Consider the following 21,353-nt stretch of genomic DNA (forward strand, 5'->3'; position numbering starts at 1 on the left):
GGGTCCGGGCGGCAGCCGGGCCGGCGCCGGGTGATATCGCCTTCTTGACCAGGTCGTGGGGATCGCCTGACCCGGCTCGGACCTAGCCTTGGAGTGGAAGGGATAGGCCGATGATCATCAATATCGTGCTCGGGCTGATCGCCCTCCTCCTCATCTGGACGGCGCTCAGCGGCATCCGAATCGTCAACCAGGTCGAGCGCGGCGTGGTCTTCCGCCTCGGCCAGGCCCAGCGGAAGATCCGCCAGCCAGGTCTCAACCTGATCATTCCGGGTGTGGACCGGATGAAGAAGGTGAACGTGCAGATCGTCACGATGCCGGTGCCCCCGCAGGAGGGCATCACCCGTGACAACGTCTCCGTCCAGGTCGACGCCGTCGCCTACTTCCGCGTCCAGGACCCGCTGCGCGCGGCCGTGCAGGTGCAGAACTACCTGTTCGCCGTGGAGCAGGTGGCGCAGACGTCGCTCCGGTCCATCATCGGCAAGAGCGAGCTGGACGACCTGCTGTCCAACCGCGAGGAGCTGAACAGGGGACTGGCGCTGATGATCGACAGCCCGGCGCTCGGCTGGGGCATCCACATCGACCGGGTGGAGATCAAGGACGTTCATCTGCCGGAGTCCATGAAGCGCTCGGTGGCCAGGCAGGCCGAGGCGGAGCGGGAACGGCGGGCCCGCGTGATCACCGCCGAGGGTGAGTTCCAGGCGTCCCGGAAGCTGGCCGACGCCTCGGCGATCATGTCCGAGACGCCGGGCGCGCTCCAGCTGCGGCTGCTGCAGACCGTGGTGGAGGTCGCGGCGGAGAAGTCGTCCACGCTGGTCATGCCGCTGCCGGTGGAGCTGCTGCGCTTCTTCGACCGCAGCGCGCGCACCGGCGAGCAGGGCGAAACCGCCGAACCCGTCGCCGCGCGGTCACCGGCGGGGGAGGCGCGAGAGCTGCCGGACCCGGCCACGCCCGAGCTGACACCCGCCGACGAGATCGTGCGCAGGACCTTCGCCTACCACGCGGGCGAGGAGGCCGACCGGCGGTAGCCCGGCTCGCGGCGTGCCGCCCGTTGACACCGGCGGCCGGGCGGCCGGTGGATCGGCGCTCATATGCCTGCCGGAGGTGTCAGCGGCCGGTGGACCGGCGCGTGCCTGCCGGTCGGTGGCGTCAGCGGCGCCGGTCGCCGCTGCGGCCACGACCCTGGTCGCTGGTCAGCGTCTCCAGCAGCGGGCCGAGGCGATACTGCACCGGGGTCGTCAGGGCGATCTCGGTGGTCGAGCGGACGACGCCGCGGATGGTCAGGACCTCCTGGATCAGCGACTGGAGCTCGGCGTGGCTGCGGCAGGCGACCCGCGCCATGACGTCGCTGGTGCCGGTGGTGGTGCAGACCTCCAGCACGTGGCTGAGGCGGCCGAGCCCGTCGGTGACCTCCTGCAGCGCGCCCTGCGCGAGCTGCAGGTGCAGGAACGCGGTCACCGGCAGGCCGAGGCGTTCGAGATCGACGCGGGCGCTGAAGCCCGCCAGAATCCCCGACTCGGCGAGCCGCTGGTAGCGGGCCTGCACGGTGTTGCGAGCGACCCCCAGCTTGGCCGCCAGTTCGCTGGTGCCGGCGCGGGGGTCATGGGACAGCGCGATCAGGAGCTCCGCGTCGAGCCGGTCGATGCTGGTCACCGTGATCACCTGTCGTCGGTTGCCGGGGCTATGGGCTGAGCAAGAAGCTCAAGATTATCGCAGAGTGTTGACAATCTGACCATCTGAGTCCGGATCAGCGGACATCGGCGTCAGCTCCGATGAACCCTCAAGCCGCCCCCGTCCCGCGACGGGGCGACGACGGACGTCGCCGACGGCATCGCGGGCGGCCGGGCGGACGGGCCGGACCATCCCGGGATCGGGCCATAGACGGTGCCGCTATTCATGCCTATGATGCGCAAGAGATGCACCAAGGGATCGGCCTTGTTGTGAGGTCGCGCGTGCTCTCATCCGAACGGAGACCCCCATGCCAGATCGTGGAGCGATCGAGAACGTCCTCAACCGGTACTCCCTGGCGTACGACGAGAACGACATGGACGACATGGCCGACTGCTTCGCCGAGGACGCGGTCCTCACCATGAGCATCCAGGGCGGCTCCCTGATCGGCCCCTTCGAGGGACGCGCGGCCATCGTGAAGCTGATGGCGGACTCGCTCGCCTCGCAGAACGATCAGCGCCGTCACCTGGGCACCAACCTGATCGTGCGCGGCGGCGACGAGGACTCGGCCCAGGCCGTCTCGTACCTCACCCTCATCGCGATCCAGGACGACACCCTCAAGGTGCTCTCCACGGGGCGTTACGAGGACGAACTGGTCCGCCAGGACGGTACATGGCGCCTGAGCAAGCGGCACATCGCCCTCGACCTTCCGTACTGACAGACCAGGACAGGTAGCGACATGAATCAGGGACTCATCCCCGCGAAGTGGGCCGCGCTGACCCCCGGCAGGCAGGCGGTCTACGACGCGCCCAACGACCGCCGGCTCTCCTGGCGCGAATTCGACGCCTTGGTGCGCAGGCTGGCCAACGGGCTCCGCGGCCTCGGCCTGCGGCCGGGGGACCGGGTCGCGATGTTGTCACGCAACTGCGCCGAATATCAGGCGCTCTACTACGCCGCCGGCCGTGCCGGGCTGGTGACCCAGCCGCTCAACTGGCGGCTGGCCGCCTCCGAGCTCGCGGCCATCGTGCGGGACGCGACCCCCCAGGTCGTGATCAGCGCTTCGGAGTGGTCGGAGGTGATCGGTGAGCTGCAGCGGCAGGTCGACGTGCCGCACTGGCTGGAGTTCGGCGACGACGGCGACGGCAGCCTCGACCGGCTGATCGGCTCGGCGTCGGACGACGAGCCGGAGTGGGCCTCCAAGATCGCCGACGACGACCCGTTCTTCATCCTCTACACGGGTGGGACGACGGGCAAGTCCAAGGGAGCGCTGCACACGCATCGCAGCGCCGCGGCCGGCATGCTCAACCAGACCGTCGCCGAGCGGATCGTTCCCTCGGACGTCTACATGCTGACCGGGCAGATGTACCACATCCCCATCGTCCTGGCGATGAACTACATGAAGCACGGCTGCCCGCTGGTCCTGGTGAACTTCGAGGCCAAGCAGGCCCTGGAGATCATCGAGGCGGAGCGCGTCTCGGCCTTCCTCGGCATCACCACGATGCTCAACTGGATGATGGCGGTCCCGGGCTTCAGCGGCTACGACATCTCCAGCCTGCGCAACATCCAGTACGGCGGCGGCCCCATGCCGTCCAGCATCGTGCGCCAGGCGCTGAACTCGTTCCCGTGCACCCTCATCCAGGGCTACGGCCAGACCGAGGGCACGACGATGTGCTTCCTGTCGCAGGAGGACCACGCCGCCGCCGTCGCGGGCGTCCACGAGGAGCGGCTGCGGTCCTGCGGACGCGAGGGCTTCGTGACCACCGTGCGCGTGGTGGACCCGCTCGGCAACGAGGTGCCCCGTGACGGCAGGACGCCGGGCCAGATCATCGTCCGGTCCGAGGCGAACATGGTCGGTTACTGGAACCAGCCCCAGCTGACCGCCCAGACGCTGCGGGACGGCTGGATGTGGACGGGCGACATCGCCACCTGGGACGAGGACCGCTACGTCTTCATCGTCGACCGGGCCAAGGACATGATCATCTCCGGTGGTGAGAACATCTTCAGTGTGCAGGTGGAAGAGGCCATCGCCCGTCACCCGGCCGTGCTCGAATGCGCCGTCATCGGGGTGCCGGACGAGGAGTGGGGCGAGTCGGTGAAGGCGGTGGTGGTGCTCAAGCCCGGCCAGCAGGCGACCGAGCACGACATCATCGAGGAGGCGCGCACGCACCTGGCCGGATACCAGAAGCCGCGTTCGGTGGACTTCGTCTCCGAGCTCCCCAAGGCGCCCACGGGCAAGATCCTCAAGCGCGATCTGCGTGCTCCGTACTGGGCGGACCAGGAAAGAAATGTCTGACAGCAGCCTCGGGACCCCGTCGCCGGAGCAGGTGAAGGCGCAGATCGGGCGGCGGTTCCCCGGCGGGACGTTCACCGTGGAGCCGTGGCGCGCCTGGCTGGTCGCGGACGTGGTCCTCGACGAGCCGGGCGACGAGGTGGCACACCCCCTCTTCGTCTGGCTCGCCGCGACCGGCGCCACCGGCCTGACCTGGGACGACCTGTTCGGCTGGTTCGGCGCCCGGGCGAGCGACGGGCCGATGTTCGGCGAGCACGAGACCACGGTGCACCGCCCGCTGAAAGTGGGCGGCGTCTACCAGGTCAGCGGCGAGATCACCTCGGCGGAGCGCAAGGTAGGACGCTCCGCCGGGCCGTTCGACGTGGTCGGCTACCAGCTGGAGCTGTACGACGAGGCCGACGGCGCGCACGTCGCCACCTGCTGGAACTCGATCGTCTTTCCCCGGAGGAGCTGATGGACGTCGCGGTGGGCGCCGAACTACCCGAGTGGCACGTGCCCTCGGTCAGCGCCGAGAAGATGAAGACGACGGCGGCCCTGCTCGCCGACCCCAACCCGATCCACTTCGACGCGGAGGCGGTCCGCGCGCTGGGCATGGGTGACCGGCCCGTCAACCAGGGGCCGCTCAACATGGGCTACGTCATGAACATGCTGGCGGCCTGGAGCGGCGGGCACGACCGGCTGCGCCGGCTCCGCGTCCGTTTCCTCGGCAACGTGTTCGCGGGTGACCACCTGCGCGCCGGCGGCCTCGTGACCGCGGTCCGGGAGGAGAACGGCGACCGGCTGGCCGACTGCGAGGTCTTCCTCGCCGTCGTCGGCGGCGAACCGGTCCTGAAGGGGACGGCGACCGTCGCTCTGGCACCGGCTACCGAGGAGACACGTTGACACAACGGCCCGACCGGCTCACCTTCCAGCTCGCCTACGGCGACTGCGACGTCGTGGGCATCGCCTACTTCGGCATCTACTACCGCTGGATGGAGCGCGCCTACACCACGTGGCTGTACTCGCAGGGCATCAGGAGCGGCGAGATGCAGGAGCAACTGGGGATCCTCACCGTGGGCATCAGCTCCGGAGCCACCTACGTCCAGGCGGTCAAGGTGTTCGACGAGCTGACCTGCCAGGTCGTCCTCGACCGGATCGGCGCCAGCTCGTACGTGGTCGGCTACGAGTTCACCCGGGACGACGAGCTGGTGACCCGGGGGCAGATGACGTACGCCTGCCGCGACCTGGACTGGAAGAAGGCCCCGATCCCGGAGAAGCTGCGGGCCGTCCTGGAGTCGCTGCCCGCTCCCCGCTTCGACGTGCCGAAGGGCGGCTGACCATGGCGGGGCAAAGACCACGCGTGACCGTGGACCTCTCCCGCCTGATCGACGCCCGGACGACGGTCCGTCATCCCCCGGAAGCCGGCCCGGACGCGTGGCAGGCCGAGCTGCGCGACCTGCGGGACCGGGAGGCGATCCGGGACCTGGCGCTGCTCTACACCCGCGCGGTGGACGATCACGACATCGACGCGGTGGTCGGCATGTACACCGAGGACGGCGTCTTCGAACGTCGCGGGGTGAGCGCGGCCGGGCACGCGGCGGTCCGGGCGGCCTACGCGGAGGCGATGGGCCTCTACCGGCTGACCCTGCACACGCTCGACGCCCACGTCGTCGAGCTCACTCCCGGCCGGACGGCCGTGGGCTGGGCCGCCGGGCACGCGGAGCTGGTGACGAGGAAGACGGCCGTCATGGCGGCCTACCGCTACGACGACGAATACCGCTGCGTCGGCGATCGCTGGCTGTTCGCGCACCGGTCGATCACCTTCATGTACGCCGTGCCGATGGAGGAGATGAGCAGGGGCCTGACCGCGCCCGACCGGATGCGCTGGCCCGGAGCGCCGCCCGGACGAGCCGACTACCCCGAGTCCCTGCCCACCTGGACGACCTACCGCGACTGAGCCGGCACCGGCCGCGGGTCGAACTGAGAGGACCGGTCGTGAGAGAGCTGCGCGGATCTGCGGCGCTGACCACCTGGCCCGGCACACCGTGAACCTGCTCGGTTACACCTCACAGGACCGGCTCTACAGCGTGTTCCCGCTGTTCCACAGCAACGCCAGGTACTGCAGCGCGATGGCGGCGATGGAAGCCGGCGCCGACCTGGTGATGGACCGCACGTTCTCGGCGAGCCGGTTCTGGGACATCTGCCGGAGTCACGGCGTGACCGTGTTCAATTACCAGGGCGCGATGCTGAGCATCCTGCACAAGCGGCCCCCGCGCCCCGACGACGCCGACAACCCGGTACGGCTGGCCTTCGGCGCGCCCTGCCCACCCGAGATCTTCGCCGACTTCGAGCGGCGCTTCGGCCTGCGGCTCACCGAGATCTACGGCAGCACCGAAGTGGCGATCGTCACGGACATGCCGCCGTCGGACCGCAGGATCGGAACGGCGGGGAACGCCTCGGTCAACTACGAGTACCACGTTATGTGCGGGTCATGGCGGAGCTGCCGATGACGCCCAGCCAGCGCGTGGAGAAGTACAAGCTGCGTGCCGAAGGTGTCACTGCGGACACCTGGGACCGGGAGGGCACCGAACATGTCACGTGAGATGCTGCGCTTCACCCTGACCGAGCCCGCCGCCGGGGTCCTCCTGATCACCATGGCCCGGCCGGAGAAGCTGAACGCCATGGACCAGACATGGTTCCACGAGCTGCGCGAGCTGATGGAGGGGCTGGGCCACGACGACGGGGTGCGCGCGGCGGTGCTCACCGGCGCCGGACGGGCGTTCTCCGCCGGCGGGGACATCGACATGTTCCACGACCTCGACGGCCAGGTGAGCAAGGTGCGGCCGCACCTGCGGCTGGTCTACGACGCCTTCCACTCGGTCGAGCGGTGCGCCGTGCCCGTCGTCGCCGCGGTCAACGGGCTCGCCTTCGGCGGGGGCACGGAGTTGGCCCTGGCGTGTGACATCGTGCTGGCCGGATGCTCCGCGCGGTTCGCGTTCAAGGAGCCCACCGTGGGGCTGACGCCCGGCTACGGCGTCGTCCGCGGGCCCCAGGTGATGGGCAGGCACTGGACCCGCTATCTGGCGCTGACCGGCCGCGCCATCGACGCCGACCGCGCCCGGAGCGCTGGGCTGGTGCAGGAGGTGCACCCCGACGAGTCGTTGCTCGACGAGGCCGTCGCGCTGGCCGCGGAGATCGCCGGCAACCCGCCGCTCGCCGTCCAGGTCGGCAAGGCGTTCATCAACCGCGACACCGGAGGCGGGTTCAACGAGTCCGTGGAGGCCACGGCCCTGTTGTTCGGGACCGGCGAACACCACGACGCGGTGGCCGCGTTCCGGGCGGAACGCGGCCGCTGACCGGTCAGGGCTGCCCGCCGTCGACCGGCAGGATCGCCCCGGTCGTGTAGCTCGACGCGTCGCTGGCGAGGTAGAGGGCGGCGCCGACGATCTCGCTCGGCTCCCCGCCGCGCCTGAGGGCGAACCGCTGCGCGCGGGCGTCGAACGTCTCGCGGTCCCACGACTTGCTGACGTCGGTGAAGAACGTGCCGGCCATGATGGCGTTGCATCGCACGCGGGGCCCGAAGGTGTGCGCGAAGCCCGCGGTGAGCGCGTTGAGGCCGGCCTTGGCCGCCGCGTAGGGCAGCAGTTCGGGGCGCGGCCGGGTGGAGGCTGCGCTGCTGATGTTGATGATCGAGCCGCCGGCGCCGCTCGCCATCCGCGAGCCGACGAGCGCCGTCAGCCGGAACGCTCCCTTGAGGTTGACCCCGATGACCTTGTCGAACAGGGTCTCGGTGACCTCGGTGACGTCGTCGTACCGGGGCGACATGCCGGCGTTGTTGACCAGGACGTCGACGTGGCCGAACTCCTCGTACGCCGCCTCGACGAGGCCGTCCAGCTCGTCCCAGTGCCCGACGTGCACGGCGTAGGGCAGGGCGCGGCGGCCGGTGCTCTCGGTTATCTCCCGCGCGTACGCGGCGCAGCTCGCGCCGTCGCGGCTGGCGATCACGACGTCCGCTCCCGCGGCGGCGAACCCGGCCACCATGGCGCGGCCCAGCCCTCTGCTGCCTCCGGTGACCAGGGCGACCTTGCCGGAGAGGTCGAATGAGGGGGTCTCGGGTCCCATGGGCGCGGCTCCTTCTGCGGGGGACTGGGGGGGGTGCCCGACGTGGGCGTGCGGGCTTTCAGCCTAGTCTATTTATCGCTATGGTTAGCATAAATAGCCCCTGCTGATCGAGTGAGTGATCGATGAACGCTGCAGACCATGGCCTGTTCGAGCTTCCGGCGCGGTACCGATCCTTGCGTGACGAGGCGAGACGGCTGGCCGACTCGGTGGCCGATCGGGCCGCGGTCGCCGACGAGGCCGACCACGTCGACCCCGTGATGCGGAAGGCGCTGGCCGCCAGCGGCCTGGTGGAGACCGTGGTGGCGCGGGAGTTCGGCGGCCGTTTCGACCAGGTCGACTCCCTGGCGGTGACCGTGGTGCGCGAGGCCCTCGCCGGCGTGAGCGGGCACCTGGACTCGCTCTACGCGATGCAGGGCATCGGCGGCTACGCGCTGTGGGCGGCCGGAGACGACCAGCTGCGCGCGCGGTGGCTGCCCAGGATGGCGAAGTGCGAGGCGATCGGCGCCCTGGCGCTCACCGAACCCCAGGCGGGCTCCGACCTCAAGTCGATCAGCACGACGATCGTCCGCGACGGCGGCGAGCTCGTGGTCAACGGGCACAAGTCGTTCATCACCAACGCCGGCGACGCCGACTTCTATTGCGTGTTCGGCCGGGAGGGCGACGGCTACTCCATGGTGCTCGTCCCCGCCGACGCCCCGGGTGTCGTCGTCGACCATCCGCACCAGATCATCGCTCCGCACGTGCTCGGCGACGTGGTGCTCGACGACGTGCGGGTGCCGGCCGATCACCGGATCGGCGAGCCGGGCAAGGCGTTCACGATCGCGCTGGCCACGCTCGCCACGTTCCGGGTCTCCGTGGCCGGCGCGGCGGTCGGCCTCGCCCAGGCCGCGCTGGACGAGGCGGTGCGGCACACGACCGGCCGGGAGCAGTTCGGCGTGCCCCTGGCCAGGCTCGGCCCGGTCCCCAACGCGCTGGCCCTGTCCTGGGTGGAGATCGAGATGGCGCGCTCACTGACCTACCGCGCGGCGGCGGCCTCCGCCCGCGACCCGCTGGCCAACCTGCACCTGTCCTCCATGGCGAAGGTCGGTGCGACGGAGATCGCCGGCCGGGTGGCCGACCGCTGCGTCCAGGTCATGGGCAGGTTCGGGCTGGTCCGCGGCAGCGTGATCGAGCGGCTTTACCGCGAGGCCAGGCCGATGCGGGTCTACGAGGGGGCCACCGAGGTCGTGCTCGACTCCCTGGCCAAGCAGCTGGTCAAGCCGTACCTGCGAAAGGACGCCTGATGATCATCGATGCGCACTGCCACGTGTGGCCCGACCACATCGCGGCGAAGGTGCTCGCCGACCGCCCCGCCGGTCTCGACGCGGTGCACGACGGCACCCTCGACGGCCTGCGCCGGACGATGGACAACGCCGGGATCGACCTGGCCATGTGCCTGGGCGTGGCGACCGTGGCCCGAACCGTCGAACGCACCAACGAGTTCATCGGGTCCATCGACCGCTCCAGGTTCATCCCGTTCGGCACGGTGCACCCCGACCTGAGCGTCGAGGAGAACCTGGCGTCGCTGAGCCGCCACGGCATCGGCGGAGTGAAGCTGCACCCGCTCTTCCAGGAGGTGTCGCTCGCCGATCCGCGCGTGGTCGAACTGCTGGCGGGCCTGGCCGAGGCGGGGATCGTCGTCATCACGCACGCGGGCGCGGGCAGCGACGAGGCGTCCAACGAGCGGGGGGCGCCCCGCCATCTGCGTGCCCTGCTGGACGCCGTGCCCGGCCTGACGCTCATCGCCTGCCACTACGGCGGATACCACCGGCTGGACGAGGCCGAGGAACTGATCATCGGTTCGCGTGCCGTCCTGGAGACCTCCTGGCCGCCCCGCCTCGCCGACCTGGACCCCGACCGGCTCAGGGGCATCATCGCCGCCCACGGCGCCGGACGCATGGTGTACGGCTCCGACTGGCCCATGGCCGACCCCGCCGCGGAGATCGCGGCCATCCGGGCACTCGGTCTCGACCCCGAGGACGAGGCCGCGATCCTCGGCGGCACCCTCGCCGGCCTGCTCGGCATCGCGAAGGCCGGCTGAGCGTGGACGTGGTCGTCGTCGGCGCGTCCCTCGCGGGGGTCCGCACCGTCCAGGCGCTGCGCCGCAAAGGACTCGAAGGACGCGTCACCCTGGTGGGAAGCGAGCCTCACCTGCCCTACGACCGGCCTCCTCTGTCGAAGGCCTTCCTGCTCGGCGAGATCGACGACTCCTCCGTCGCCCTGCTCACCGCCGAGCAGGCCAAGGAACTGGAGGTCGAGCTGCGCCTGGGCGCGCCCGCGACGCGAGTCGACCGCGCCGGCCGGGCCGTCCAGCTGGAGGACGGCGGACGCCTGCCGTTCGACGTCCTGATCGCCGCCACGGGCGCCACGCCGCGGACCGTGCCGGACCGGCACCCGCCTCCCGGGGTGCACACGTTGCGCACCCTCGACGACGCCGTCGCCGTCCGGGACGCGCTCGCGGGCGGGCCCCGGGTGGCGGTCGTCGGCGGCGGCTTCATCGGAGCGGAGGTAGCCTGCGCCGCCAGGACTCTCGGCCTGGACGTGACCGTCGTCGACCCGGCGCCCACCCTGATGACCCGGGGGCTGGGACCGGTGCTCGGTGACGTGATGGCGGCGAGACACCGCTCCATGGGCGTCTCGCTGCGGACGGGCCGGAGCGTCTCGCGATGGCGCGGGAGCTCGCGGGTGGAGGCACTCCTCCTGGACGACGGGTCCGTCGTGGCGGCGGACCTGGTCGTGGTGGGCGTCGGCGCGAGCCCCGCCGTCGGCTGGCTCCACGGAAGCGGTCTGGACATCTCGGACGGCGTCGGTTGCGACGCCACGCTGCGCGCCACGGGAACGGACGACGTCTACGCGGTCGGCGACGTCGCCCGCTGGCACTCCACGAGATACGGGGGAGCCCTGCGGCTGGAGCACTGGACGAGCGCCGGAGAACAGGCCATGGCGGTGGCCGCCACGGTGACCGGGACGCCCACGGTGTTCGACTCGCTCCCTTACGTCTGGTCCGACCAGACGGGTGGCCGCCTTCAGATCTTCGGCCGCGTCCTGCCCGGCGACGAGGTCGTCTTCGTCACGGGCGGCCCCGGCGAGGAGCGCTTCGCGGCGATCACGGGAGGTCAGGGCGCGCTGCACGCCGTGGTGGCGTTCAACGCCCTGCCCGACGCCATGCGCTACCGGAAGCTGCTCCTGCAGGGGGCCGAATGGGTCGCCGGTCGTGGAGTCGTCCAGTCGTAGTCCGTCAGCCCTGGACAAGCCGTCCCGGCTCCCTCTAGCGTGAGCGATGGTAATCATAGGCATGATTACCATGCATATTTCCAGGAGGATCGGATGCGTGGAATTCTGCTCGCCTCGTTAGGGCGAGGCATCCCCGTCACGCTCGCCATGGCCGGCCTGCTCGCCGTCACCGCCTGTGGCTCCGGCGGTGAAGCGGCGGTGAGCGCCGAAGGCGGGCTGCCCGCGGAGATCAAGATCATGACGATCAAGGACCGGACGGGACCGGTGGCGTTCACCGGCCTGTCCACGATCAAGGGCATCGAGCTGGCGGTCGAACAGATCAACGCCGAGAAGTTCCTGGGGGAAACCAAGATCGTCCTTGAGTCCAAGGATCCGGCGGGCAAGGCGCAGACGGCGGCGAGCCAGATGACGGCCGCGATCCAGGACAAGAGCTATGCCGCCGTCTTCGGTCCGGTGGCGAGCGACCAGGCGGCGGCGACCTCGCCCCTGGCCGAGCGCGGGAAGATGCCCATCATCTACAGCCAGGCGGGCAGCGAGGGCGTGGTCATCGGCAAGTACACCTTCCGGGCCACCCCGCCGATGACGAGCTACTACCGCGTCATCGGGGACCACATCAAGTCCAAGAGCGTCAAGACCCTCGGCGTCGTCTACAACACGACCCTGCCCACCCTCAAGGAGGTCGCCGAGAAGGTGCTGCCCGAGATGGGCGCCGAGCTCGGGTTCTCGGTCGTGTCGAGCGCCGCCGTGCAGATGACCACGCAGGACTTCGCCGCGCCGATCTCCAAGGTGGTCAAGGAGAAGCCGGACGCCATCGCGCTGCTGCTGGTCGGAGGGCAGAATCCCACGGCCATGCGGCAACTGCGGCAGGCCGGATTCGATGGGCTCGTGCTCGGCAACACCGCCGCCGGTGCCGGCAACCTCAAGCCCGCCGGTCAGGACGGCGCCGGAATGACGTGGCCGTCCGACTTCCACCCCGACCAGCCGGGTGAGTCGACCAAGAAGTTCGTCGACCTCTACCAGGCCAAGTTCAACGAGCGGCCGCTGAACTACGCGGCCGAGGGCTACGACTCGGCCTGGTGGCTGGCCCGGGCCGTCAAGCAGGCCGGAGGCGCCTCGCGTGACGACATCCAGCGCGGCCTGGACGTCGTAGCGGCCGAAGGGTTCGAGGGGGCGATGGGCAAGCTCGCCTTCGAGAACCGGGACATGCGGCTGACCGGTGTGATCGTCCAGTGGAACGGCACGGAAGAGGTGCTGGTCGGGAGCGACTCCTGAGCCCGGCGTCACCGGTGGACGGCGTCCGCCGGTGACGCGCCCAGCGCGGTGACGGCCCTCGGCGCCGACGGGGCTCACCCAGGAGCTGACCCGCTCCCCGAGGTCGTCACCGGCTCTGGACAAGGCGCCTGACGCCCTTTACTGTTCTGGAACCAACTATGAGAATGATGCTCATATATTGTCTCTCAGGGGGTCCGATGGGCCGACAACGTACCCCGAAATGGAGTGAGTCCCGATGCTCCAGGATCTGATCAACGCGCTCTCGCTCGGATCGATCTATCTGCTCTTCGCCCTCGGCATGAGCCTGGTCTGGGGCACCGTCGGCATCCTGAACTTCGCCCATGGCGCGATCTTCATGTTCGCGGCCTTCGTGTCCTCCGTCATCACCGACCAGGTGCGGCTGCCGCTGCCCGCGCTGATCGTGATCGGCGCGGCGGTGGGGGCGCTGCTCTCCGTGGCCGTCCAGATGCTGGCGTTCCAGCCCATCATGCGAAGGGCCAAGGACCATCGCAGCGGTGAGATGCAGATCCTCATCGGCGGCATCGGCGTGGCGGCCATCCCGCTGGCCATCGCCGAGGAGGTGACCGGCAGCAACCCGTTCGGCTTCGCCGGCTCCAGCTACGTGACGTCCACCTTTTCGCTGCTGGGCGTCCGTGTCACCAGCACCCAGCTCATGGTCGTCGCCGCGGCACTGGTCATCGGCATCGGGGTCATCGTCTGGCTGCGCTTCTCGCGCTCCGGCCTCGCGCTGCGCTCGATCGGCGTCGACCCCGAGACGGCTTCCCTGATGGGCGTCAACCGGCGCGTGCTCAGCCTGAGCACCATGGCCGTCGCCGGTGGCCTCGCCGGACTGGCCGGCGTGCTGCTCACCTACAACCTCGGCGCGATCACGCCCGAAAGCGGAGACGTCCTGCTGATCAAGGCGTTCGCCGCCGTCATCCTCGGCGGCGTCGGAAGCATGGCCGGCGTGATCGTCGGCGCCTACGTGCTGGCCGTGGCCGAGACGATCGTGCTGACCCAAACCTCCGGCCTGTGGGTGGACGCGGTCTCCTTCGGCTTCATCTTCGCCGTACTCCTGTTCAAGAGCGAGGGACTCTTCGGCCGTAGAGAGGTGCGCCGGACATGATCGCCTGGTACGACACCAACATCATCCTGATCCAGTCCACCTTCGTCGGACTGCTCATGGCGCTGAGCCTGCAGGTGCCCATCCGCTTCGGCGTGTTCTCCTTCGCGGGGATCGGCTGTTACGGCATCGGCGCCTACGTCGCCGCCATCATGACCATCCGGTACGAGTGGCCGGCGGTGGCCGCCATCGGCGCGGGCATGCTGATCGCCGGAGTGGTGGGCTACCTGCTCGCTCTGACGGTTCGCCGGCTGGGCGGCCTCTACCTGGGCATGGCCACGATCGCGTTCGACCTCATCGTCGGCGTGCTCGCCGTCAACGGCGGCGACCTGACCGGTGGCCCGAGCGGGCTGTTCGGCGCGCTGGCCGACGTCACCACCCTGCACCTGGTGCTGATCTCGGCGGTGGTGATCGGGCTGCTCGCCTACAGTGAGCGCGGAGCCATCGGCCGCCGGGTGGAGGCGGTCAGGGAGGATCCCGAACTCGCCGCCTCGATGGGCATCGACGTGCGGCGGCATCGGCAGGCGGCGTTCGTGATCAGCGCGCTGCTCGGTGCCTGCGCCGGCGGGCTCAACGTGCTGCTGCGCACCACGATCGCCCCCACCGACATCGGCTTCTCCCTGGTGGTGCTGGCCCTGACGATGATCATCGTCGGCGGCTCGCGATCCTGGGCGGGCGCCCTGATCGGCGCGATGATCTTCACCTGGCTGCCGAGCTTCCTGGAGTTCTCCGGTCAATGGCAGAAGGTGATCTACGGCGTCATCGTCGCGCTCGCGGCGATCTGGGTGCCGGGAGGCCTGCTCGGGATGATGACCGACGCCTACCGATCCTGGCAACGCTCCCGGCGCGACGCCGGATCCGGAGACGGTGACCGGACCCCACTCGGGTCGCGAGCAGAGGGGACACCCGCTTGAGCGGCATTCAAGACCAGAGCACCCCGCTCCTTCAGGTGAAGGACGCCGCCGTGCACTTCGGCGGAGTCAAGGCGGTGGACGGCCTGTCGATCGACCTCACCGAGGGAAGCATCTTCGGCGTCCTCGGTCCCAACGGCTCCGGCAAGAGCACACTGCTGGCCGCGCTCACCCGGTTCGTCGACCTGACCGCGGGCTCGCTCCTCCTGGACGGCGAGGAGTACCACCGGATACCCGCCGCGACGTTCGCCCGGCGTGGCGTGGCGCGCACCTTCCAGACCGTACGGCTGCTGTCCGGCCTGACCGTGGAGGAGAACGTCAGGCTGGGCGCCGACCGGATCCGGGGGAGGGGTATCCGAGAGAGGGGTATCCGAGGGCGGGGCAAAGGTGACGACGGCGTGGCCGAGGCGATCGGGCGGACCGGTCTGCGCGGCCTGGAACGGCATCGGCCGGGCGAGCTCTCCTACGGGGCGCAGCGGCGGGTGGAGATCGCCCGCGCGATCGTCGCGAAGCCCAGGCTGCTGCTCCTCGACGAGCCCACGGCCGGCATGAACCAGTCGGAGCGGCAGGAGATCTCGGCCCTACTCCGCGAACTGCGAGAAGAGGGGCTGACCCAGGTGCTCGTGGAACACGACGTCCAGATGATGGTCGACACGTGCGACCACCTCTTCGCGATGAACTTCGGCAAGCTCATCGCGGACGGCGTCCCGGCCTCCGTCGTACGTGAGCCGGCGGTGCGTGAGGCGTACCTGGGGAAGCGGTGGAGCGAGCATGTTTGAGATCAGGGATCTGCACGTCAGCTACGGCAAGGTCACCGCGGTGCGGGGCGTGACCCTGACGGCCCGGCCGGGCACGGTCACCCTGGTCCTCGGCGCCAACGGCGCGGGCAAGACGACCACGCTCAGATCGGCCGCCGGGCTGCACAAGCCCGACTCGGGCGAAGTCGTGCTCGACGGCACGGCCATCACCGGCCGGCCCGCGCACTGGATCGTCAGGCGGGGGCTGGTGCTCGTCCCGGAGGGACGCCGCGTCTTCGCTCCGCTGACGGTGCTGGAGAACCTGCGGATGGGCGGCTACACCACCGCCCGCGGCGAGGTGGCGGGCATCCTCGACCGCGTCTTCGAGATGTTCCCGGTGCTCAGGGAGCGGCAGGACGGCCCGGCGGGGCTGCTGTCCGGCGGCGAGCAGCAGATGCTGGCCTTCGGGCGGGCGCTGATGGCCCAGCCGAAGATCATGATGCTGGACGAGCCGTCCATGGGGCTGGCGCCGACGATGGTCGAGACCGTCCTGGGCAGCATCCGCGCCATGGCCGACTCCGGGATCGGGGTCCTGATGGTGGAGCAGAACGCCGAGGCGGGGCTGGAGGTCGCGGACGACGTGGCCGTCGTGTCCCGGGGTGAGGTCGTCTTCAGCGGGACGGCCAAGGAGGCCGCTTCCCACTCGTCGGTGCTGCGGGCCTTCCTCGGTGATGCCGCCCTGGTCACCGAGAACTGATACCGGCCGCGTGGGACCGGGAGGCGTGGTGACATCGTCGGCCGTCGCCCCGCGAGCCCCGCGAGCCCCGCGAGCCCCGCGAGCAAGGAGGAGAACCCCATGGGCAGGACGGGAATCGACGACCTTGAGGATCTGCGCCCCCTGCGGCTCGACGCCGATGCCCGGCGCGAGCTGCTGGCCGTTCAGACCGAGTGCACCTTCACCTTCACCACCCCCGACGGCTGGGCGGCCGGAGTGGTCATGAGCTTCCTCTACGAGGAGGACCGCTTCTGGCTGACCGCCGTGCGCGACCGCGCGCACGCGAAGGCCGTCGGGATCGACCCCCGGGTGACCATTGTCGTCTCGAACGCGGGAACCTCCCTGCCCGGCCGCCGCATGCTGGCGGTCCGTGGGGTGGCTCTGACGAGTCACGACGAGGACACCAGGAGGTGGTTTCTGCCGCGGCTCGCGGCCAAACTCGCGCCCGAGGATCCCGGCGAGATGGTGCGGCTGCTCGACAGCCCCGGGCGGGTGGTCCTGGAGGTGCGCCCGGTGCGGATCGCGGTCAGCCACGACTCCCGCAAGCTGCCCGGCGACGGCCGCGGCGGCTCGCCGCACGCGGCCCGTGACACGACGGGCAGGTAGCGGGCCCCGCCCATCGGGCTCGGGCGACGGACGCGGGGTCGGTCACCCGCGGGGCCGACCGGACGGACGCTATTGGGGGTCGGCGAACCGCGGCCTGCGCTTCTCGAGGAAGGCGGTGGCTCCCTCGATCATGTCCTCGCTGCCGATCGCCTGGACCAGCATGCCGATGCCCGAACTGAAGGAGTCACGCGCCGCGTTCCACCAGATGTTCGAGCTGATCTTGGCGATCTCCAGGTAGCGGGGGCTGAGGGCGGCGAGTTCGTCGCACCACGCCCGTACGGTGGCCTCGACCTGGTCGTCGTCCACCACCTCGTTGACCAGCCCCATGGCGAGGGCCTGCTCCGCGGAGTACCTGCGGCACAGGAACGACAGCTCCTTGGCGCGCTTCTCGCCGATCTGGACGCCCATGACGTTCGTCGCCCCGGTCACCGGCGCGCTGCCCACCCGCGGACCCGTCTGCCCGAACGTGGCCGAGCGTCCGGCGATCGCCAGGTCGCACGCCACGACCAGCTCGTTGCCGCCTCCGGCCGCCGGGCCGTTCACGGCCGCGATGACGGGTCTCGGACAGTTCCTGATCGCGTCGAACAGCCGTAGCGACGCGCTGTACAGCCGCCGCATGTCACCGCTCGTCGGCTGCCGGAGGCTTCCCAGAGCCCCGCCGGCGCAAAAGCCGCCGCCGTTTCCGGTCAGCACCACGGTCCGGTAGGAAGCGGTATCCTCAAGGATCTCGCTTATCTGTTGTGCCATAGCCTCGTCGTACGCATTCCTGCGTTCCGGCCTGTTCAAGCGAATCCAGAGCGTGGAGTCAACCACCTCTGTTAGGACACTCGTCACTGAAACAACCTTCCAGGAATGGCGGGGCCGTCGTGATGACAGTCGCTTCATCAGCGACGACATCGTGGGGAGGGCAGCTGTCATGACGCCCGCGCCCTGAGGCTCCGGCTCGCACCGCCTGTAAATCCATGCTAATGTTGCTCATAATCACAGGCCGAGTCAATGTTGCGTGCGTCACATATGCGGGCACCACAGTGGTTCTGTGGGGTGGCAAGATCTAAGTGGCAAACTCGACGTCGAAGGGCACAGCCATGGTGAACAACTCGCCGCGTCCGCAGAAAGCGGCGATGCTCATTGCCCAGCGCATCATCAATGACGCCATCAAGCAGGGGCTCGGCCCAGGTGACCTGCTATCCGCCGAGAAGTCGATGCTGGAGACCTACGGCACCGGCAGGGGCACCCTTCGTGAGGCGCTGCGACTGCTGGAGGTCCAGGGGGTCATTTCCCTGAAGCCAGGGCCCAAGGGAGGGCCTGTCCTGCAAACGCCGGACGCGTCGCATCTGTCCAGCACGGTCATCCTGCTGATGCAGTTGAAAGAAGCGCCATTCCGGAGCATTGTCGAAGTGCGCTCCGCCATGGAGCCCATGATCAGCCGCCTGGCCGCCGAACGCATATCCAACGAGTCATTGGACGAGCTGGGCGCCACGATTCAGCTCATGAGCGACGACATGGACGACCAGGATACGTTCCTGGAAGCCAATAAGCGCTTTCACGACGTCATCGCCTGGTCGTCGGGCAATCCATTGTTCGGATATCTGGTCGAGTCGTTGCTGGGCATCATGGACGGCACCGTCATAGGCATCGACTATCCGCCCATCCGGCGCAAGGCCATACTCAAGGCCCATGGGGAGATCTTCAAGGCGCTGACCTCACGTGATCCCAAGCAGTCGGAGGAGCGCATGCGCGAGCACATCCAGGAGTACGTGACGTACGCGGAACGAAAGTTCCCCAATGTGCTGGGCCAGGTCATCCGCTGGGGTTCCATCAAGTAAAACCTCTTTCTCGCGTGAGCGGCCGGCTCCTCGAGGTCGCTCCGTGTCCCTCCTTCTGATGTGACCTTTCTGACGTGACCGTTTCGGGGCCGGTGTTCGGGCGCCGCAGCGGTCACTCCACGGTGATGGCCCGTTCGGGGCAGCTCTGCTGTGCGAGTACGGCCGCGTCCTCGTGCTCGCGAGGGAGCTCGCCGCTGATGACGACGTGCGCCTGGCCGTCTTCCTCTCGTGGCTCGAAGATCTCCGGTGTCGTCATGTAGCAGACACCGTGACCTTGGCAAACGTTGAGATCAACGGACACCCGCATGCTTTCCTCCTTGACGCCCCGGCCGTGGTTGCCTCGGGCTCGATGTTGACACCGCTCGAATCTAGTATAACCATGAATATAGTATCGTCGAGGTCTCCTGAGAGGAAGGTGCATCGATGTCGTCCCCGGACCGGTGCCCTGTTGTTCACTTCGATCACCACTCCCCGGAGCATGCCGCGGATCCGGTCGGCGCCTATCGGAAACTGAGGGCGGAGCATCCCGTGGCCTGGACCGAAGCCCATGGGGGTTACTGGGTGCTGTCGGACTACGAGAGCGTCTTCGAGGCCGCGCGGGACGACTACACGTTCTCGTCCGCTCGCACGTCCTATGGCGGCGAGGGACTTTCGGTGACCATCCCCAAGACCCCGATGCACCTGCACATCCCCATCGAGATCGACCCGCCCGACTTCAGGAAATATCGGAAGCTGGTCAACCTGATCACGGCTCCGGCCGCCGTCGAGCGGATGCTGGACATGATCTCCCATTACACGACCTGGTTCATCGACCGGGTGATCGAGGCCGGCGAGGCCGACTTCGCGGAGATCATCGGGGTGCCCTCGATCGTGACGATCGACTGGCTCGGGCTGCCGGTCGAGGAGTGGTCACGTTACTCTTCGGCGCACCGGGCCACCCTGTCGGCCGTGGCGGACAGCCCGGAGTTCCGGCAGGCGGTCGAAGTGGACCTGCCCTACCTGTCCAAGCAGATGTGGGAGGTCATCGCCGAACGGCGCCTCAACCCGGTCGACGACGTGATCAGCTTCCTGGTCCAGCAGCAGGTCGACGACAGGCCGCTGACCGACGAGGAGGTCTTCGCCATTGTCGACCTGCTGATCTCCGGCGGCGTCGGCACGACCGCCTCGCTCGTCGGGCAGACTCTCGTGTGGCTCTACCAGAACCCGGACGTGCGCCTGCGCATCAAGGACGACCCCAGCCTCCTCGACCGGGCGATCGAGGAGTTCCTGCGCTACTTCTCGCCCACCCAGGCGCTGGCCCGCACCGTCACCAGGGACGTCGAGTTCCGGGGCTGCCCGATGCGGACCGGCGACCGCGTCCTGCTGGCCTGGGGGTCGGCCAACCGTGACGAGGCCGGGGGCTTTGAGAACCCCGACGAGCTGGACATCGACCGCTGGCCCAACCGGCACACCGGCTTCGGCGTCGGCCTGCACCGCTGTGCCGGTTCGCACCTCGGGCGGGCCATGGCGCGCAGCCTGATCGGCCAGATCCTCGAGCGGATGCCCGACTACGAGATCGACCTCGACGGTCTCGTCCCCTACGCCCGGCAGGGTGTCAACATCGGGTTCCACAAGATCCCGGCCCGCTTCACCCCCGGACCGCGCCGGTTGCCGCGCGACGACCGGTCCGGGTGACGGCAGGCCGTCGCGCGGACCGGTCAGGCCCGCTGGAGGAAGTCCGCGAACTCCACCGACTCGAGGTCGCGCAGCGGCGCCACGATCTCCCGGCCCACCTCGTCCAGGTAGGCCGTGGCGTCGGCCGCCGACATCCCCGGCCAGTGCGGGCGGACCAGCAGCTGTCCCATCGGCAGGCGGCGTGCCAGCTCGCGCACCTGCCGGCGGCACTCCTCGGCGTCGCCGAGGATCACATGGTCCGCGACGGTCGAGGCGAACCGCTCACGGACCTGCTCCTGGGTCAGCGCCTCCATGCCCCGGTCGGCGTACGCCTCGTACTTGCCTCGGGCGACCGCCTCGAAGCGCCGGAGCGCATCGTCGCGATCGCCGCCGATCATGAGTTCGCGGCGTACCGGGAGCCGGCCGAGCGGCAGCCCGAGGGCGGCTCGCTCGGCGGCGAACACCCGTGCCAGCGCGTCGACCTCGTCCACGGTCTGCTGCGGTGTCACGGTCCACGCGTCCGTCAGCCGCGCGGCGCGGCGCACGCCGAGCTGCTTCTGCGCGCCCATCCAGATCGGCGGGCTCGGCTGCTGTAGCGGCCTGAGGTGCGTAGGCACGTCGTCGAGCTGCCAGAACTTCCCGGAGAACGACACCCGGTCCCGCGACCACAGCAGACGCATGATCGTGAGCAGCTCCTCCAGTCGCTGGTAGCGCTCCTTGAAGGGCACGCCCAGCCGTTCGTACTCGTGGGGCAGGTAGCCGGTGCCGACCGCCACCACGAGCTTGCCGCCGGTCAGGATGTCGAGGGTGGCGAGCTCCTCGGCCAGCATGACCGGGTGGTACAGCGGGCCGATGACGATGCTCGTGCCGAGCTTCACCCCGTCGTCGAGCTCCGCCGCCAGCCGCGACAGCAGCGGGATGGGCTGCATCCACCGGTAGCCGTCGTACAGGAAGTGCTGCCCGATCGTCAGGTAGGTGAAGCCGTTGCGCTGGGCGGCCTCCGCCGTACGGAGGAGGAGGTCGAGGTGCTCGCGTGCGGGCACCTCGACCCGCTCGTCACCCATCAGGATTCCGAATTCCATCTGTCAGCCGGCCTTTCCTCGCGCATCCGGTGGCGTGCT

The 21,353-nt window shown here is 69.4% G+C and carries 25 protein-coding genes; 20 read left to right on the forward strand and 5 right to left on the reverse strand.

What is annotated here, in order from left to right; all coding sequences use genetic code 11:
* Positions 1-110: 110 nt before the first annotated feature.
* The gene (locus tag AC5L3X_RS31965) at positions 111-1,025 is read left to right on the forward strand and encodes an SPFH domain-containing protein (RefSeq protein WP_494861976.1); all 915 of its coding nucleotides are present in this window, start codon (positions 111-113) and stop codon (positions 1,023-1,025) included.
* A gap of 121 nt (positions 1,026-1,146) precedes the next feature.
* Here AC5L3X_RS31965 and AC5L3X_RS31970 read toward each other — a convergent pair whose 3' ends face one another.
* Positions 1,147-1,650 (reverse strand): Lrp/AsnC family transcriptional regulator, encoded by a 504-nt coding sequence (locus tag AC5L3X_RS31970; protein WP_189128104.1) that lies wholly within the window; start codon positions 1,648-1,650, stop codon positions 1,147-1,149.
* Positions 1,651-1,975: 325 nt separating this feature from the next.
* Between AC5L3X_RS31970 and AC5L3X_RS31975 the strand changes: the two genes are divergently transcribed.
* The 8 genes from AC5L3X_RS31975 (at position 1,976) to AC5L3X_RS32010 (ending at position 7,290) form a co-directional block, all read left to right on the forward strand.
* A complete protein-coding gene (locus AC5L3X_RS31975; RefSeq protein ID WP_189128103.1) occupies positions 1,976-2,383 on the forward strand; it encodes a nuclear transport factor 2 family protein in 408 nt (135 codons plus the stop codon).
* A 21-nt stretch (positions 2,384-2,404) separates the two neighbouring features.
* The gene (locus AC5L3X_RS31980; protein WP_494861978.1) at positions 2,405-3,958 is read left to right on the forward strand and encodes an AMP-binding protein; all 1,554 of its coding nucleotides are present in this window, start codon (positions 2,405-2,407) and stop codon (positions 3,956-3,958) included.
* The gene (locus tag AC5L3X_RS31985; RefSeq protein ID WP_189128101.1) at positions 3,951-4,409 is read left to right on the forward strand and encodes a hotdog family protein; all 459 of its coding nucleotides are present in this window, start codon (positions 3,951-3,953) and stop codon (positions 4,407-4,409) included. Before AC5L3X_RS31980 ends, AC5L3X_RS31985 begins: the two co-directional genes overlap by 8 nt.
* Positions 4,409-4,837 carry a MaoC family dehydratase gene (locus AC5L3X_RS31990; RefSeq protein WP_494861980.1) on the forward strand — a complete coding sequence of 143 codons (429 nt, stop codon included), beginning with the start codon at positions 4,409-4,411 and terminating at the stop codon, positions 4,835-4,837. The genes AC5L3X_RS31985 and AC5L3X_RS31990 overlap by 1 nt, the downstream gene beginning before the upstream one ends.
* Positions 4,834-5,271: an acyl-CoA thioesterase gene (locus AC5L3X_RS31995; RefSeq protein ID WP_494861981.1), complete on the forward strand. Its 438-nt coding sequence runs from the start codon at positions 4,834-4,836 to the stop codon at positions 5,269-5,271. Before AC5L3X_RS31990 ends, AC5L3X_RS31995 begins: the two co-directional genes overlap by 4 nt.
* 23 nt (positions 5,272-5,294) lie before the next feature.
* Positions 5,295-5,891, forward strand: coding sequence for a nuclear transport factor 2 family protein (locus tag AC5L3X_RS32000; protein ID WP_494861983.1), 597 nt, complete (start codon positions 5,295-5,297; stop codon positions 5,889-5,891).
* Between the two features lie 88 nt (positions 5,892-5,979).
* A complete protein-coding gene (locus AC5L3X_RS32005; RefSeq protein WP_494861984.1) occupies positions 5,980-6,444 on the forward strand; it encodes an AMP-binding protein in 465 nt (154 codons plus the stop codon).
* Positions 6,445-6,525: 81 nt separating this feature from the next.
* Positions 6,526-7,290, forward strand: coding sequence for an enoyl-CoA hydratase/isomerase family protein (locus AC5L3X_RS32010; RefSeq protein ID WP_494861985.1), 765 nt, complete (start codon positions 6,526-6,528; stop codon positions 7,288-7,290).
* A 4-nt stretch (positions 7,291-7,294) separates the two neighbouring features.
* Here the strand turns inward: AC5L3X_RS32010 and AC5L3X_RS32015 are convergent, their stop codons facing one another.
* Positions 7,295-8,056, reverse strand: coding sequence for an SDR family NAD(P)-dependent oxidoreductase (locus AC5L3X_RS32015; RefSeq protein WP_494861986.1), 762 nt, complete (start codon positions 8,054-8,056; stop codon positions 7,295-7,297).
* 122 nt (positions 8,057-8,178) lie between these two features.
* Here AC5L3X_RS32015 and AC5L3X_RS32020 point away from each other — a divergent pair, with 122 nt between their 5' ends.
* From AC5L3X_RS32020 to AC5L3X_RS32060, 9 genes are all read left to right on the forward strand, one after another.
* A complete protein-coding gene (locus tag AC5L3X_RS32020; RefSeq protein ID WP_494861987.1) occupies positions 8,179-9,339 on the forward strand; it encodes an acyl-CoA dehydrogenase family protein in 1,161 nt (386 codons plus the stop codon).
* Positions 9,339-10,136, forward strand: a complete 798-nt coding sequence (locus AC5L3X_RS32025) for an amidohydrolase family protein (RefSeq protein ID WP_189128095.1) — start codon at positions 9,339-9,341, stop codon at positions 10,134-10,136. The genes AC5L3X_RS32020 and AC5L3X_RS32025 overlap by 1 nt, the downstream gene beginning before the upstream one ends.
* A gap of 2 nt (positions 10,137-10,138) precedes the next feature.
* Positions 10,139-11,329, forward strand: coding sequence for an NAD(P)/FAD-dependent oxidoreductase (locus AC5L3X_RS32030; protein WP_494861989.1), 1,191 nt, complete (start codon positions 10,139-10,141; stop codon positions 11,327-11,329).
* 93 nt (positions 11,330-11,422) lie between these two features.
* Positions 11,423-12,601 carry an ABC transporter substrate-binding protein gene (locus tag AC5L3X_RS32035; RefSeq protein ID WP_494861990.1) on the forward strand — a complete coding sequence of 393 codons (1,179 nt, stop codon included), beginning with the start codon at positions 11,423-11,425 and terminating at the stop codon, positions 12,599-12,601.
* Positions 12,602-12,836: 235 nt separating this feature from the next.
* Positions 12,837-13,727, forward strand: a complete 891-nt coding sequence (locus AC5L3X_RS32040) for a branched-chain amino acid ABC transporter permease (protein ID WP_494861991.1) — start codon at positions 12,837-12,839, stop codon at positions 13,725-13,727.
* Positions 13,724-14,638, forward strand: coding sequence for a branched-chain amino acid ABC transporter permease (locus AC5L3X_RS32045; RefSeq protein ID WP_494861993.1), 915 nt, complete (start codon positions 13,724-13,726; stop codon positions 14,636-14,638). Before AC5L3X_RS32040 ends, AC5L3X_RS32045 begins: the two co-directional genes overlap by 4 nt.
* Positions 14,635-15,414 carry an ABC transporter ATP-binding protein gene (locus tag AC5L3X_RS32050; protein WP_494861994.1) on the forward strand — a complete coding sequence of 260 codons (780 nt, stop codon included), beginning with the start codon at positions 14,635-14,637 and terminating at the stop codon, positions 15,412-15,414. The genes AC5L3X_RS32045 and AC5L3X_RS32050 overlap by 4 nt, the downstream gene beginning before the upstream one ends.
* Positions 15,407-16,129: an ABC transporter ATP-binding protein gene (locus AC5L3X_RS32055; protein ID WP_494861996.1), complete on the forward strand. Its 723-nt coding sequence runs from the start codon at positions 15,407-15,409 to the stop codon at positions 16,127-16,129. Before AC5L3X_RS32050 ends, AC5L3X_RS32055 begins: the two co-directional genes overlap by 8 nt.
* A gap of 99 nt (positions 16,130-16,228) precedes the next feature.
* A complete protein-coding gene (locus tag AC5L3X_RS32060; protein WP_494861998.1) occupies positions 16,229-16,753 on the forward strand; it encodes a pyridoxamine 5'-phosphate oxidase family protein in 525 nt (174 codons plus the stop codon).
* A gap of 69 nt (positions 16,754-16,822) precedes the next feature.
* Here the strand turns inward: AC5L3X_RS32060 and AC5L3X_RS32065 are convergent, their stop codons facing one another.
* Positions 16,823-17,671, reverse strand: coding sequence for an enoyl-CoA hydratase/isomerase family protein (locus tag AC5L3X_RS32065; RefSeq protein WP_494862000.1), 849 nt, complete (start codon positions 17,669-17,671; stop codon positions 16,823-16,825).
* A 167-nt stretch (positions 17,672-17,838) separates the two neighbouring features.
* Between AC5L3X_RS32065 and AC5L3X_RS32070 the strand changes: the two genes are divergently transcribed.
* Positions 17,839-18,579 (forward strand): FadR/GntR family transcriptional regulator, encoded by a 741-nt coding sequence (locus AC5L3X_RS32070; RefSeq protein ID WP_494862002.1) that lies wholly within the window; start codon positions 17,839-17,841, stop codon positions 18,577-18,579.
* 112 nt (positions 18,580-18,691) lie between these two features.
* Here AC5L3X_RS32070 and AC5L3X_RS32075 read toward each other — a convergent pair whose 3' ends face one another.
* Entirely contained in the window at positions 18,692-19,000 is a 309-nt protein-coding gene (locus AC5L3X_RS32075) for a ferredoxin (protein ID WP_494862004.1), read from the reverse strand.
* Between the two features lie 107 nt (positions 19,001-19,107).
* On the opposite strand from AC5L3X_RS32075, the gene AC5L3X_RS32080 reads away from it, so the two are divergent.
* Complete coding sequence (locus tag AC5L3X_RS32080; protein ID WP_494862006.1) at positions 19,108-20,253, forward strand: cytochrome P450; 1,146 nt, start codon at positions 19,108-19,110, stop codon at positions 20,251-20,253.
* A gap of 23 nt (positions 20,254-20,276) precedes the next feature.
* Here AC5L3X_RS32080 and AC5L3X_RS32085 read toward each other — a convergent pair whose 3' ends face one another.
* A complete protein-coding gene (locus tag AC5L3X_RS32085) occupies positions 20,277-21,314 on the reverse strand; it encodes an LLM class flavin-dependent oxidoreductase (RefSeq protein WP_358486113.1) in 1,038 nt (345 codons plus the stop codon).
* Between the last annotated feature and the right edge of the window lie 39 nt (positions 21,315-21,353).

It is taken from the genome of Nonomuraea sp. CX421 (genome assembly GCF_059358955.1).